The following is a 13,881-nucleotide window of genomic DNA, read 5'->3' on the forward strand; positions in this document are numbered from 1 at the left end:
GAATGAAGTGTTCTAGTACTGCAGAGAGTATTAGCAATACGCTCAAGCATTGCTTGTCGTAATTATTTGATACATACGTTGGGTGCCGGCCCGTTCCATTTCAGGATCGCCCTGAACACCGCTAAATCATTGGTCTTAGCCGATCCGGCGGCACGTCCTAGGAGAATTCCGACAACGTCCCACAGACAATGAGTACGAGAAATAAAGAACAAGCTGATCTTTAATTGACCGCCCGCCTCATCCTGTTTTCCCCATAGTCGATAGATAGCCTTATACCAAGTAACGCTTGAAGCGCCTTGATTAGGCAATGAAGGCTCGAAACCTTCGAAAAAGTTATACCGCGCCACGCCTTCTTCCTTGAGATGGAAATCAGCGTTCAATTATCAGGACTTAAACAATGATTAGAAGATACAGATTAGGGACAAAAACCAGTTCAGATGTCGACGGGCAAACAGATTCGATTCTGGTTTCCCGCGAATAGGGGCAGCCCGCACAAGCGCTCGCTTGCCGGGCGCGAGTGCACCACCGTCAGGCGAGAGGCGTAGCAATCATGGAGAAAGGGAGGGCCGGTCCAGCCGAAGGCAACGCAAGAGTCCGGACAAAGACTCTTGCGCAAGACAGGTATCAGGAAGGATCGACGACCTGAAGGGCAACGCGCTCACGGCAAGGGCATTCGCCCATGTAACGGTGGGCCTCGACAAACTCGGAGAACGGAAACACCCGGGTCTTGAGTGGCACCACCACCCGATCGGCGGTCAGTTGATTGATATCACGCAGTGCCCGCTGCAAAGCCACCTGGTCCTGGACGATGCCCAGTTCCGGCTTGCCGGTGAAGTTGCCGATGCAGTGCACAAAGAACTGAATGTTCTTCTGGAACGCCGCACACGCCGGGAACGGTGTCTGGTTGCCACCCTGCAGGCCATACAACACCAGGCTGCCTCGCGGCGCCAGGACATCGCCGAGCAGCGACATCTGCGGCCCGCCAAGGCCGTCGAACACCACATCGACACCACGGTTGTCGGTGAGCTTGTTGATTTGCATCAGCAAATCCTGCTCTTCGGTGACGATGACTTTTTCCGCGCCCAGCGACAGCAGGTACTCACGCTCGTCAGCCGTCTTGGTGGCCGCGATCACCCGCACACCCAAGGCCTTGCCCAGTTGCACGAAGGAAGGACCGGCACAATGGCTGGCATCGGTCACCAGGGCAAATTGCCCGGGTTTGACCCGCGCCAGGTCCATGTAGGCGAAATATGCGATCAGCAGCGGCGTGTAGTGCACCGAAGCTTCGATCGGGGTGAGCACGTCGGGATAGCGGGTCAGGGCGGTGCGCGGCAGCACAATGACCTCGCCGTACACCGGATAATCGTTCGGGCTCTCGGCGGGGAAGCTGGCGACCTTGTCGCCCACGGCCAAATCATCGACACCGTCGCCGACAGCCGTGACCACGCCGGCCATTTCATGGCCCAGGCCTGATGGCAGGCGCGCCTGGGACGACGCCAGGTTCTGGCGCCACAGGGTGTCGTACCAACTGATGCCGATCGCTTCGACACGGACCTGCACTTCTCCTGGGGCAGGAAGGGCCGCCGCATGCTCTTCGCATTTGAGCACCTCGGCACCGCCAAACTTGTGAAAACGGATCGTGCGGGACATCGCAAACCTCGTCAAAGTAACCTCTAATGCCATGAACTCTATCCGGGCTTTGCACCCAAGACCATCAGTGGCTATTAATAGTCGACATGCCTGTCATTGATTCCGCAGCAAGAAATCAGGTCCGTTCTGTAGGAAAAAGTAATTAGCCGGTGCAGAGTACCAGCCTTTCCCCGTAAGATTCATGCCGGCCATTGTTCCCATATGGCCGCTGACGTCAAGCTTGCTGAACCTGCCAGGACCCCAGATGAATCGTAATGACCTGCGTCGTGTCGACCTGAACCTGTTGATCGTGTTCGAAACATTGATGCATGAGCGCAGCGTGACCCGCGCGGCCGAGAAATTGTTTCTCGGCCAGCCAGCCATCAGCGCCGCGCTGTCGCGCCTGCGTAGCCTGTTCGATGACCCATTGTTCGTGCGCACCGGTCGCAGCATGGAGCCTTCGGCCCGGGCGGTCGAAATCTTCGCCCTGCTCTCCCCGGCCCTGGATTCGATTTCCACGGCGGTCAGCCGGGCGGCGGAGTTTGACCCGGCCACCAGCACCTCAGTGTTCCGCATCGGCCTGTCGGACGATGCCGAGTTCGCCCTGCTGCCCATGCTGCTCAAGCGCCTGCGAGCCGAAGCACCAGGCATCGTGCTGGTGGTGCGTCGGGTCAACTACATCTTGATGCCCGGCTTGCTGGCCTCCGGTGAAATCTCCATCGGCGTCAGTTATACCGAAGATTTGCCAGCCAACGCCAAGCGTAAGGTCTTGCGGCGCAGCTTGCCCAAAGTGCTACGGGCCGACACCGCGCCAGGACGACTGACCCTGGATGAATTCTGCGCCCGTCCCCATGCGTTGGTGTCCTTCGCCGGTGACTTGAGCGGCTTTATCGATGAAGAGCTGGAAAAACTCGATCGCAAACGCCATGTGGTCTTGGCGGTGCCCCAGTTCAACGGCCTGAGCACGCTGCTGGCGGGTACTGACATCATCGCCATCGTCCCCGACTACACTGCCGACGCCCTGACCGCCGCCGGTGGCGTGCGCGCCGAAGACCCACCGATCCCGGTACGCAGCTTCGAGCTGCACATGGCCTGGCGTGGTTCTCAGGACAATGATCCGGGTGAACGCTGGTTGCGTTCGCGGATTCAGATGTTCTTTGGTGACCCTGAGAGTCTATAGGCGTCGTTGGGCAGGCTGTTTAGCTGCGCTCGACGGCATGATTGAGATGCTTGGTAAGCGCCGCTACTTCACCGAAACTGCTTTTGTCAGGTTCTGCTGCATATAAGCGAGAAAACGCCGCTGGAACAACATCGTGTGCTCATGCGCTGCCTGCTCAGCGTCGTCGGCGTTACGCGCCGCAATAGCGTTAACGATGACATCATGGTCACGCCCCAAGCGCGTGGTGGTACACGCTGTGCTGATGATGTAGTCGAAATGCAGATGCAGCAACCGCTGGCCTTCGCCCAGCAGTTTTTCGTAATAGCTGATGAAGTAGGGGTTCTTGCCCGCCTCGGCAATCGCGATATGGAATGCTTTGTTTGTTTCGGACATCGCCTGGAAATCTCCCGACGTCACGGCCTCAAGGTAGGCAGCGTCTGCCGCACGTATGCGCTTGAGGTCTTCCTCGTCGTGCTGCGTCGCAGCCAGACGAGTCACCGCTCGCTGGATGAGATCCAGCGCCGACACGTAATTGGGGAAATCCTCGATCTCAAAGGGTGTGACCAGTGTTGTCCGGTTGGGCAGGATGGTGACCAAGCCCTCACTTATCAGTCGTGCCAAGGCGTCTCTGACCGGCGAACGGGAAAGACCGAACTGCGCCGCGAGCGAAACTTCGTCCAGTGGCGACCCTGGTTTGAGCTTGAGCGTGAGGATCTGCTTGCGCAGCTCTTCATAGATATATCGGCCACCGTGGCGCACGATTTGATGTGTCAACCGTGTGGATGATTTTTTATTTTCCTGCGAACGACGACTCACGGAAGCCGGCAGGCGTTTGCACAAGGTAGGGTGACCTCGGCTCGCCAGCGGTATGAGGCTGTGCAGGCTGGGATTCGTCACCGACAGCCTCGGTAACCTGCCCCTGCGGGAGATGCTCAAGCAGGCTGAACGGCTGGGAGTGTCGGGCCTGGAGATCAACACCGGCGGATGGTCGACCGCGCCGCACTTTGACTTGGCGCAGATGCTCGCCAGCGCCGATGACCGCAAGGCCCTCAAACGTAGCTTCCAGGAACACAGTCTGGAAATCATTTCCTTGAACGCCAACGGCAACCCTTTGCATCCCACGCAGCCCGAACAAGGTCAATGCCTCAGGGATACGATACGCGTAGCCGGTGAACTGGGAGTCAAGACCGTCTGCACCATGTCTGGCTTACCTGAAGGGCGGGCCGGCGACAGGATGCCGAACTGGGTGGTTGCCTCATGGCCTCCCGAAACCCAGGCAATGCTGCGCTATCAATGGGAAGAACGCCTGCTGCCCTTCTGGAGCGAAATAGCTGATCTGGCCAAGGAGAACGGCGTGGAGCGCATCGCTTTGGAGTTGCACGGTAACCAGTGCGTCTACAACGTCCGCTCGCTGCTGAAGCTGCGCAATGCAATCGGACCGGTGATTGGCGCCAACCTTGATCCCTCGCATCTGTTCTGGATGGGCGCTGACCCCCTTCACGGAAGGTTTGGTCGCCAGCGCCCTATTGATCGGCGCAATGATGGGGGCGCTGTTCAGCGGTCGCCTATCGGACCTCTAGGGTCGCCGCCGTATCATTCTTTTCCTCGCCGTAGTGTTTTTTCTTGGCGCGTTGGCTTGTGCGCTGGCGCCCACCCTCAACGTCATGGTGGCCGCCCGCTTCACGTTGGGGTTAGCGGTGGGCGGCGCATCGGTCGTCGTGCCGGCGTATCTGGCGGAGATGGCCCCATCCAGCATCCGCGGTCGCATCATCACTCGCAACGAGTTGATGATCGTCACTGGGCAGTTCCTGGCCTTCACCACCAACGCCACACTGGGCAATTTGTTTAGCGATCTCGACGGTGTTTGGAGATGGATGCTTGCCTTGGCAACCCTGCCAGCAGTGGCACTCTGGTTGGGAATGCTCTACATGCCGGAAAGCCCGCGCTGGCTAGCCACCAAAGGGCGCTTCAGAGAGGGCCTGGAGGTATTGAAACTGGTACGGGAGGAGTACTACGCCAAGGCTGAAATGGAGGCCATCACCCAGCAGATCAGCAACGAACGATTCATCAAAAAAGGCGGCTGGCGCGACCTGTCTCAAAAGGGCGCGCGACGAATCTTTTTGATTGGCATCGGTATCGCTGTTACGTCGCAGCTGACCGGAGTCAATTCAATCATGTACTTCGGCACCCAGATCCTCACAGAAGCAGGCCACTGATCGCCAATGTCGTAAACGGCGTTATCTCGATTGGCATTGCGCTGCTGGACCGCGTGGGCCGTCGCCCAATGATGCTGCTCGGTTTCACTGGTACCACATTGTCTTTACTGTTGATTGGCCTGGTTTCAGTTTTTGTCGATCCCTCCGTTACCCGCGCCATGCTCATTCTCGGCGCCATGGCGATGTTCCTTGCCTCCATGCAAGGGCTGATCGGGCCTGCCTTTTGGGTGCTTTTGGCGGAAATCTTCCCAATGCGCATCCGCGGCGGATGCATGGGTATGGCGATCGCAGCGTTCTGGTTGACCAACGTGATGATCGGCATGTTCTTTCCATCTTTGGTTGCGACGATCGGGATCGGCCAAACCTTCTTTGTGTTCGTGGGAGCAGGACTTCTATCTCTGACCTTCGTCGCGGTATGGGTACCGGAGACACGAGGCAGCACCCTCGAAGAGATTGAACAGCGGTTGTATGGTTAGGTAGGGAGCTCGAAAGCCTGCAATAGAATTCCACCCACTTTCAGAAACTCTTGATAGCCTTCGTCGCTCGCTGACCAAACCCGACAAACACGTCGACGGCGAAGTCCCTGGTCTCTACTTGGAAGTGAGGGCGTCGAGCTAGATCGCCCTCCTTTCGCTAGTTGTTAGCGCTCAAGCTGGCCAACAATTGCTTCAAACCAATTCAGCTAAAGATGCCGGATTGAAACCCTTCAGATCCGCATAATCGCCTTTTTCCACTTTGGCGACCCAATCCGTGTCACTCAGCAGAACACGCCCTACAGCGATCAGATCAAACTCCTCGCACTCCATGCGCTCGATGAGCCGATCCAGACTCGCAGGGGCTGATCCCTTGCCGGCGAAGGCGTTAGTGACATCATTGTCCAGCCCAACCGAACCGACGCTGATGGTTGTGGCTCCAGTGACTTTCTTCGCCCAGCCCGCGCAGTTCATCCCGTTCTCACCGTCAATTTCGGGAAACTCAGGTTCCCAGAAGCGGCGCTGCGAGCAGTGCAGGACGTCGACACCGGCCTCGACCAGTGGCAGCAACCAGTCCTCCATCACCGCTGGCGTTTCAGCAACGCGCACCCCGTAGTCCTGTTGCTTCCACTGGCTGACGCGCATGATGATCGGGAATTGCGGGCCAACAGCCTGGCGAACGGCAGAGACGACCTCACTGGCAAAACGCGAGCGCTCCTTGATTGTCGGGCCGCCGTAGCGGTCGGTGCGCAGATTGCTACCAGACCAGAAAAACTGATCGATCAAGTAACCATGGGCTCCATGGATCTCGACGGTATCGAAGCCCAGTCGCTTGGCATCCGCTGCGGCCTTGGCGAACGCTGCCACCGTGTCGGCAATGTCCTCTTCACTCATCGCCACGCCACGCAGGTCACCTGGCGAAACAAGGCCCGACGGGCTTTCCACTGGCGCATCTGGCTCCCAGTCGTTGATGTAACGCGTGGAGCCGGTGTGCCAGATTTGCGGTGCCATGCGCCCGCCAGCCGTGTGGACAGCATTGATCACGTTCTTCCATCCAGCCAGCGCCGCTTCGCCATGAAAAAAAGGAATGCCGGCATCATTGCGCGATGCTGGGCGATCAATCACGGTGCCTTCCGACAGAATCAGGCCAACACCTCCCTCCGCCCGGCGCCGGTAATAGGCAGTGCTCGCTTCACCCGGGATGCCTTCGGGTGAGAACAGACGCGTCATCGGCGCCATGACAATCCGGTTTTTCAGTTCAAGCGACCGGATGGAAAGAGGACGAAATAAAATGCTGGTATCAGGGTTCGACATTGGATGGGCTCCATTTGCTTTGGGAAGCCATATAAGTATATTTTGTAAACCAGATGTCAATTAGGCACCTAGAGTCGCCTAGGTATACACGAGGAAACTTCGATGCTGGAATTAAAGCCGCAATGTTTTTCGTCGGAGTGCCCAAGCCGGGCATTGTTCGACCAAATCGCGGATAAGTGGTCAATGATGGTTCTGGCGGTGCTTGACGACGGGCCGCATCGCTTTAATGCCATCAAACGCCGCCTGGAAGGCGTCACCCAAAAGGCACTTACACAGTGCCTGCGGCGGCTGGAACGAAATGGTCTCGTCTCGCGCCAGATCATTTCGTTCTCGCCCGTGGCAGTGCAGTACGAGATCACCCCATTGGGGCGAACTCTGCAGCAGCCATTTCGCCAATTGCATAAATGGACGCTCGACAAATTGCCTGAGGTTGAAGCGGCACGGTCGAAATTCGACGAAGCTGCGGAGGTTAAGCTGACGGTGTGATTCTGCACCCGAGCGCATCGCGATGAAGTTTATTGCAGACCGGGATATGCTAGGCAGCCCTGCGCCCGGCTGGGCTGGCTTGCGAGACATGCGTCATGGAGTTCGTGGTTCATAGTTATTGCCTCAAAGGTGCACGCCAGGAGCCTTTGCTGCCCCCTGTCAGCGTGACGCCGGCCTCGTTGACCTTGACGGTCGCCGAGCTGATTCGCCTGGCCGTTGCCGAGCAGATCGCCGCGTTGTCGATCCGGCACTGCGAGGAACAAGTGTCGGTACGTGAAGTGCTCGACCGCCAATACCTGAGCGAGCGGGAGATTCTTCAGCAAGCCAGCGAAGGCGCGGTTGTCATGCCTCAGGCCAGCGCGTCCCTAGACCTGGATGTCGGCGTTGAGGTCGAGCGAGCCTTGAACGGTTTTGAAACCCGTGCATTTCGCGTTCTGCACAACGGCGTCATGCTGCAAAGCCTGGATGAGTCAATCGAATTGAGTCCTCCTTCCACGCTCGCGTTTATCCGCCTGGTGCCGCTGATTGGCGGTTGATCCTCGTCGCTTACTTCCCTCGGATACCTTCATGCAATCACGCCGTCCTGTGCCCGAACAAGCCACGCGCCTCGCTGCGCTGCGAGCATTCTGCGATAAGGCGCTGGATGACTATCCCGAGCTCAGCCGATATGACGAATTCGAGCCCGATTTCTGGGACGGCATCGACTTGCTGCGCATCGCCGATGACTGGGTCAGGCAGCATCCCACGGATGGTCCCAAGGCACTGGCGGATGGTTTTGTGTTCCCGACCGTTTGGGACGATCTGGAAGACCGCCGCGATCAGCAGCGTTACGGCCTGCAATATCGACTCTGCGATGCGTGGATCACGGCTCACCCGGATGCCTATGGGCTGGAGCAGATCGGCGCGCGGCTGCAGCACATGCTGCAATTGGCCTTCGAGGACAGTGACTATCCATTGCCCACCGACGAAGATGGCCCGGCCTATTACCGAAGAAGACCGGAGCAGGCCTGGGCTTTCCCTGACGTTGAGGCCTGCATCAATCGCTTGAGCAATTTCCCGTGCACCCCGGTCTGGCAAACCTTCGCCGAATGGTTGCTGGACGGCAGCTGGAACCGCGTACAGCCGCCTTCCCCGCCTGACGACGAAAGGACAATCGCCGACGCGTATATCTACGTGCACAAAGACATCAAACGCATCGCTCTGGGCCTGCAGGAAGCGGGCCGCCTCGATTACCCTCGCTTCGTCCAGGCAGCCGATACCTGGGGCCGCGCCATGATGTTCTACTCAGACGACAGCGGACTGTACAGCGATGATGTGGAGCTGGATCGATACACTGATGAAGCGTTCGACGAGGACGATTCAAACGACGAGGAACCGCAAGACGAAGCCGTCGATAACGAGTCGTCCCAGGGCGATGAGCCGCCCACTGAAGACCCCATTGCAGTGCCTGCTGAACTGGTGAACTTCACCGTTCGTTACGTCGAGGACGCCCTGGCTCGATTGCCCGATAACGCCACGAAGCTGGCGGACACCTTCCGCTCGGTCGAGGTGTATCAGCCCCGCTGGTTGCTGCAGGCCTTGGCGGTGATCGAACGACTGGGCATGACGCCGGATGACTTTGACAGCTTCGGCGATACGGCCGCCGTGCTCCAATGCTTCCTGCTGCTTCAGGATTTGCCAAACAACCAATCGGCAGAGCTGCTCGCGGCGCTGTCCGGCTTTTCGAGAAACACCCTGCTGACCGCCCTGCCCTATGCCGGACAAGCCAGCCGAGTGGTGCTCGACGCGCTCGGTTGGAGTGATCTGCAAGCTTTCCAGCGCGAATACCTGAACATTGCCCTGGCACCTCGCTCTGGCTGGGGCACCGACCTGCCCAATACGCTGGATGAAACCGTCGGTGTGGTGGACCGCTACCTGCTGGACAAGGCGCTGGCCGAGGCCGACCCAGACCACTTGCGCGAGTACCTCGCGGCACTCGAACCCTCGCACTGGGCGTTCCCCGAGACGCGCGTGCTGCTCGATGCCTACCAGGGCATCGGTCGACCGGCGCTGGAAAAGAAGTTGGCCCGCCACGCACAGGCGGCCATGCGCATCTATGGCGTACTCCCCGTCATGGATTCGGACGACGTACGCCAGCGTTATCTGACGCTCAAGAAACTGCACAAAGAGGTGCGAAAGTACGGCCCTCAGCGACAGGCCAATTCCCATGCAGCCGTGCAGGCAGGCCTGGAAAACCTGGCGCGTGTCGCCGGTTACCCCTCGGCGATTCGCCTGGAATGGGCCATGGAATCGGAGATCGCCGAGTCCGCCCTGACGGCCGCCACCATCGATGGCTATGACGTCAGGCTGGTGATCGACGGCTTGTCGCCCACGCTGCACATCGGCAAAGCCGGAAAGACGCTCAAGACCGCACCGCCTGCGATTCGCAAGAGCCCAGACTTCGTCGCCCTCAAAACGCAGCAAACCCAGCTCAAGGAACAGATCGCACGCTTCTGCAGCACCCTGGAAGCGATGATGAGCAGCGGCGAAACCCTGGCCCTGGACGACCTGAAGCCGCTGTTGAAAATGCCGGCGGTTCGTCTGCTGCTGGAACAACTGATCGTGCTGGCCGACGACGCTGTGCTGGGCTGGCTCGATACCGCGACGCTGACCGTGACTGACCTTGAAGGCCGCCAACACGTCGCGGCAAAGAACCTGCGGATTGCTCACCCTTTTCATCTGTTCACCGCAGGACAATTGTCGGACTGGCAGAAAGAAGTGGTAAGCCATCGCCGGGTGCAGCCGTTCAAACAGGCCTTTCGCGAGCTGTACCTGCTGACACCGGCCGAACGAGACAGCGGCCTGTGGTCCAATCGATTTGCCGGTCATCTTCTGAAAGGCAAAGTAGCCGCCCGTTTGCTGCAAGTCCGCAACTGGTCGACTTCAAGCGTCGAGGACATCTATTACGAGAGCAAAGAGCACGGCATCTACGCGATGTTCAACTTTCTGGATACCGGCCATTACCTTTCGGAAACAGAACACTTTACCTTCGACACGATTGCGTTCTACCGCGACCAGCAAGCCATTGCCCTCGAGCAAGTACCGCCGCTGCTGTTCTCAGAAATCATGCGTGACGCCGATCTGCTGGTCTCCGTGGCCCACGCCGCTGACGGCTACAACACCAGCAACGAAACCCTGCAACGGCGCGCCGAACTGGTCGGCGAGTTGATTCAAGGACTAGGGTTGCAGAACGTTAAATGTGACGGGCATTTTCTGCGAATCATCGGCCAGCGTGCGAATTACCGCGTTCATCTGGGTAGCGCAGCCATCCATATCGAACCCGGTAACTACCTGTGCGTCGTGCCCGCAGGCAGCGGCGTCACGGACTTCTACCTGCCCTTCGCCGACACCGACAAGAAAATGGCCGAGGTGCTGAGCAAGATGTTCCTGCTGCTGGACGACATGAACATCACCGACAGCCTGATACTGGAGCAGATACAGCGCGGCGGCTGATGTCGACTATGAAAGCGCGCCCCATTGATACGTGCCTGCTTGGCCAGCCAGTCGGGCGAAACGCCGCGAGATTCAGATTACGTTGACCACGACTTTTCCTTTCGCACTTCCCTGCCCCGCATAGGCCAGAGCCTGCGCCGTCGAATCAAACGCAAAGGAGCGATCCACCACAGGTTGAATGACGCCAGACTCGACGAGCGCAGTGATCTCACGCAATTGCCGGCCACTTGCGCGCATGAAAACGAACGTATAGCTGATACCGCATTTACGCGCTTTGCTGCGAATGCCGTAACTCAGCAAACGCATCACTTGCCTCAACCCCCAAGACAGTCCTTGCTCCTGCGCGAACTGCGGAGTCGGCGGGCCGGAAATGGAAATCAGCTGTCCACCGGGCTTGAGGACCTTCAGGGATTTGGCCAATACGTCTGGGCCCAGGCTATTGAGCACCACGTCGTAATCGTGCAGGACGGAGGCGAAGTCCTGTTGCTTGTAGTCGATGACAAGATCAGCGCCCAGAGCCTTGACCCAATCGACATTGCTGGTGCTCGTTGTCGTGGCGACAAAGGCGCCCAGATGCTTGGCAAGCTGAATGGCGACCGTTCCGACACCGCCCGAGCCGGCATGAATCAGCACTTTCTGGCCCTTTTTCAACTTGGCGGTCTCCACCAATACCTGCCAGGCCGTCAAACTGACCAAGGGCAAGGAAGCCGCCTGCGTCATGCTCAAGTTGCTGGGTTTGAGCGCCAGGGCCTCTTCCTTCACACAAGCCAGTTCGGCGAAGGTACCGATGCGATCCTCGGCAGGACGCGCATAAACCTCGTCGCCAGGCTTGAAGCGCCGGACTTTGGGCCCCACACGAACGACAACCCCAGCCAAGTCGTTGCCTAAGACCAACGGAAAAGAATACGGCAGGATCAGCTTGAACTCGCCGCTTCTTATCTTGGCGTCCAGCGGATTGATGCTGGCCGCATGGACCTGGACCAGCACTTCGTCCTCCCCGACTTCGGGATCAGGCAACTGGCCAACGCGGCCTGTGTCTTTATAACGCTCGATGAAAAATGCCTTCATGGATACAGCTCTTTGTAGGGTGACGGTGTAGAAAGACAGGGCGGATATTGGCCAGCATGATCAACGGAACAAACAGTCATGCATTCACATCGACGACGGTGCGTCCGCGAACCTTCCCTTCCAGCATCCGACCGGCGACTGCCGGAACCTCGGCGAGACCGACAACCTGGGTGGTGCGGGCAAGCTTGGCCACGTCAAGGTCCCGGGCAAGTCGCGACCAGGCTTGCAAGCGGACAGCCTGAGGGGCATTGACCGAGTCGATGCCCGCCAGGGTCACGTTACGCAGGATGAAGGGCAGCACCGACCCGGGCAGATCGGCTCCCTGGGCCAAACCGAAAGCGGCGACGACACCCCGGTATTGGGTCTGTGCCAATGCATTGGCCAGGGTATGACTACCGACTGAATCGATGACCCCCGCCCAGCGTTCCTTGGCGATCGGGGCGCTTGCCTCGGACAAGGTCCGGCGGTCAATGACCTGTGCCGCGCCGAGGTCGCGCAGATAGTCGGCTTCCTCTTGACGCCCGGTCGAGGCGATCACGCGATATCCCAGGCCTGACAGCAGCGCGATCGCCACCGAGCCGGCACCGCCGCTGGCGCCAGTCACCAGGATATCGCCGCGATCGGGAGTCAGGCCGCCATGCTCCAACGCCAGCACGCTGAGCATGGCCGTGTAGCCTGCGGTGCCGATGGCCATGGCTTCCCGGGTCGAGAATACCTCCGGGACCTTCACCAGCCAGTCGCCGCTCACCCGCGCTTTCTGCGCAAAGCCGCCGTGGTGGGTCTGGCTCAGCCCCCAGCCGTTGACCAGCACGCGCTCGCCAACCTTGAAATCGGGGTGGCTGGAGGCCTCGACGATACCGGCGAAATCAATGCCGGGGATCAACGGAAACTGGCGAATAACCGGGGAACGACCACTCAGGGCCATGGCGTCCTTGTAGTTCACGGTGGAGTAATCGATCACGACGGTCACGTCGCCCGGCATCAGGTCCTCCTCCTTGAAGTCGACCAGGCGAGTCGAGATTGCATCACCGGTTTTGGTGGCAAGCAGAGCCTTGAATGTCATTGTTTTTCTCCTGTGTGGATGAGCTGGTTATCCACCCGATTTGCATGCTTTGCATGAACTGTAGCTGGCCTGCGCCTTGCCAGCGGCATAGCGCAGGCGTCAGAGCCCTCGATGGTCGACATTGGCTCGGTGGGCTGCCGTGGATCCGGCAGCCGCGACGCGGGTATCGCCCAAACCGATCAAACGGTGCGATAGCGCTCGGCTGCCTGGGCCTGGCGCAGGTTGCCCATTACACCTTGGCGCGCGGCCTGGAAGGTATCCCAGTGGGCGGCGTCGTGCAGAGGTGGGATGGTCACGCTTTCCCGACGGTCGAAACCGACCAGGGCCGCGTCCACCAGTTCCTCCACTTCCATGACCTCGGGCAGCACATTGATGTCGATGCCAGAACGCTCCCAGATCTCGGTGCGGGTGGCAGCAGGCAGCACCGCCTGCACATAGACGCCTTTGGACGAGAGCTCCAGGCTCAACCCCTGGGAAAGGAACTGCACGAACGCCTTGGTCGCCCCGTAGAGTGTGAACCCGATCTCTGGCGACAGGCCAACGACCGAACCGATGTTCACGATCGCCCCTTCGCCGGCCTGCACCAGCCTGGGCGCGATCGCGCGGGCGAGCCGGGTCAGCGAGGTGATGTTGAGCGCCACCAGTTGCTCGATGCTCTGCGGCGTCTGCTCGAGAAAGCTCCCGGTCTGGTTCGCGCCGGCGTTGTTGATCAGCACGCCGATTCGACCGTCATCACGCAGGCGTGCCTCGACGGCGGCCAGGTCTGCGGATTGGGTCAGGTCGGCCTGGAGAACGTCTACGCTGACGCTGTGCGCCTGGCGCAAACGCGCCGCGAGCGTCTCCAGGCGGGCCTTGTCGCGTGCCACCAGGACCAGGTCATGACCGCGCTGGGCGAATCGTTCGGCATAGGTGGCACCAATGCCGCTGGACGCACCGGTGATAAGGACAGCTGAGGATTGGGACATGGCTTTGCTCTCTTGT

Annotated in this window: 13 protein-coding genes and 1 pseudogene; 7 read left to right on the plus strand and 7 right to left on the minus strand. The window is 59.3% G+C overall.

All coding sequences use genetic code 11. The annotated features are described in order from the left end of the window. Positions 1–62: 62 nt before the first annotated feature. Together LOY70_RS15030 and LOY70_RS15035 are read right to left on the minus strand one after the other, a co-directional pair. Positions 63–380, minus strand: coding sequence for a hypothetical protein (locus tag LOY70_RS15030; protein ID WP_265037860.1), 318 nt, complete (start codon positions 378–380; stop codon positions 63–65). A gap of 244 nt (positions 381–624) precedes the next feature. Beyond that, a complete protein-coding gene (locus LOY70_RS15035) occupies positions 625–1,650 on the minus strand; it encodes a zinc-dependent alcohol dehydrogenase family protein (RefSeq protein WP_025213738.1) in 1,026 nt (341 codons plus the stop codon). Between the two features lie 244 nt (positions 1,651–1,894). Here LOY70_RS15035 and LOY70_RS15040 point away from each other — a divergent pair, with 244 nt between their 5' ends. Beyond that, positions 1,895–2,809 carry a LysR family transcriptional regulator gene (locus LOY70_RS15040; RefSeq protein WP_265037863.1) on the plus strand — a complete coding sequence of 305 codons (915 nt, stop codon included), beginning with the start codon at positions 1,895–1,897 and terminating at the stop codon, positions 2,807–2,809. A gap of 63 nt (positions 2,810–2,872) precedes the next feature. On the opposite strand, the gene LOY70_RS15045 is transcribed toward LOY70_RS15040, so the two are convergent. Continuing rightward, positions 2,873–3,628: a GntR family transcriptional regulator gene (locus LOY70_RS15045; protein ID WP_265037865.1), complete on the minus strand. Its 756-nt coding sequence runs from the start codon at positions 3,626–3,628 to the stop codon at positions 2,873–2,875. An 88-nt stretch (positions 3,629–3,716) separates the two neighbouring features. Here LOY70_RS15045 and LOY70_RS15050 point away from each other — a divergent pair. The 3 genes and pseudogenes from LOY70_RS15050 to LOY70_RS15060 form a co-directional block, all read left to right on the plus strand. Then, positions 3,717–4,223, plus strand: a pseudogene (locus LOY70_RS15050) (sugar phosphate isomerase/epimerase family protein); the annotation flags it as partial. Between the two features lie 178 nt (positions 4,224–4,401). Beyond that, positions 4,402–5,004 (plus strand): MFS transporter, encoded by a 603-nt coding sequence (locus LOY70_RS15055; protein WP_265037867.1) that lies wholly within the window; start codon positions 4,402–4,404, stop codon positions 5,002–5,004. Between the two features lie 68 nt (positions 5,005–5,072). Continuing rightward, positions 5,073–5,480 carry an MFS transporter gene (locus LOY70_RS15060; protein ID WP_265037869.1) on the plus strand — a complete coding sequence of 136 codons (408 nt, stop codon included), beginning with the start codon at positions 5,073–5,075 and terminating at the stop codon, positions 5,478–5,480. Positions 5,481–5,672: 192 nt separating this feature from the next. Here LOY70_RS15060 and LOY70_RS15065 read toward each other — a convergent pair whose 3' ends face one another. After that, on the minus strand, positions 5,673–6,791 hold the full coding sequence (locus LOY70_RS15065) for an NADH:flavin oxidoreductase (RefSeq protein WP_265037871.1): 1,119 nt from the start codon (positions 6,789–6,791) through the stop codon (positions 5,673–5,675). A gap of 102 nt (positions 6,792–6,893) precedes the next feature. On the opposite strand from LOY70_RS15065, the gene LOY70_RS15070 reads away from it, so the two are divergent. From LOY70_RS15070 to LOY70_RS15080, 3 genes are all read left to right on the plus strand, one after another. Next, positions 6,894–7,277, plus strand: a complete 384-nt coding sequence (locus LOY70_RS15070) for a winged helix-turn-helix transcriptional regulator (RefSeq protein WP_265037874.1) — start codon at positions 6,894–6,896, stop codon at positions 7,275–7,277. Positions 7,278–7,372: 95 nt separating this feature from the next. Beyond that, positions 7,373–7,813 carry a hypothetical protein gene (locus LOY70_RS15075; protein WP_265037875.1) on the plus strand — a complete coding sequence of 147 codons (441 nt, stop codon included), beginning with the start codon at positions 7,373–7,375 and terminating at the stop codon, positions 7,811–7,813. A 31-nt stretch (positions 7,814–7,844) separates the two neighbouring features. After that, positions 7,845–10,769 carry a DUF4132 domain-containing protein gene (locus tag LOY70_RS15080; protein WP_265037876.1) on the plus strand — a complete coding sequence of 975 codons (2,925 nt, stop codon included), beginning with the start codon at positions 7,845–7,847 and terminating at the stop codon, positions 10,767–10,769. A gap of 72 nt (positions 10,770–10,841) precedes the next feature. Here LOY70_RS15080 and LOY70_RS15085 read toward each other — a convergent pair whose 3' ends face one another. The 3 genes from LOY70_RS15085 to LOY70_RS15095 form a co-directional block, all read right to left on the minus strand. Further along, a complete protein-coding gene (locus LOY70_RS15085; RefSeq protein WP_265037877.1) occupies positions 10,842–11,837 on the minus strand; it encodes an NADP-dependent oxidoreductase in 996 nt (331 codons plus the stop codon). 76 nt (positions 11,838–11,913) lie between these two features. Continuing rightward, a complete protein-coding gene (locus tag LOY70_RS15090; protein ID WP_265037879.1) occupies positions 11,914–12,900 on the minus strand; it encodes an MDR family oxidoreductase in 987 nt (328 codons plus the stop codon). Positions 12,901–13,079: 179 nt separating this feature from the next. Continuing rightward, positions 13,080–13,865, minus strand: a complete 786-nt coding sequence (locus LOY70_RS15095) for an SDR family NAD(P)-dependent oxidoreductase (RefSeq protein ID WP_265037881.1) — start codon at positions 13,863–13,865, stop codon at positions 13,080–13,082. Positions 13,866–13,881 lie beyond the last annotated feature (16 nt).

It is taken from the genome of Pseudomonas sp. B21-054 (assembly GCF_026016345.1).
Lineage (GTDB): Bacteria > Pseudomonadota > Gammaproteobacteria > Pseudomonadales > Pseudomonadaceae > Aquipseudomonas.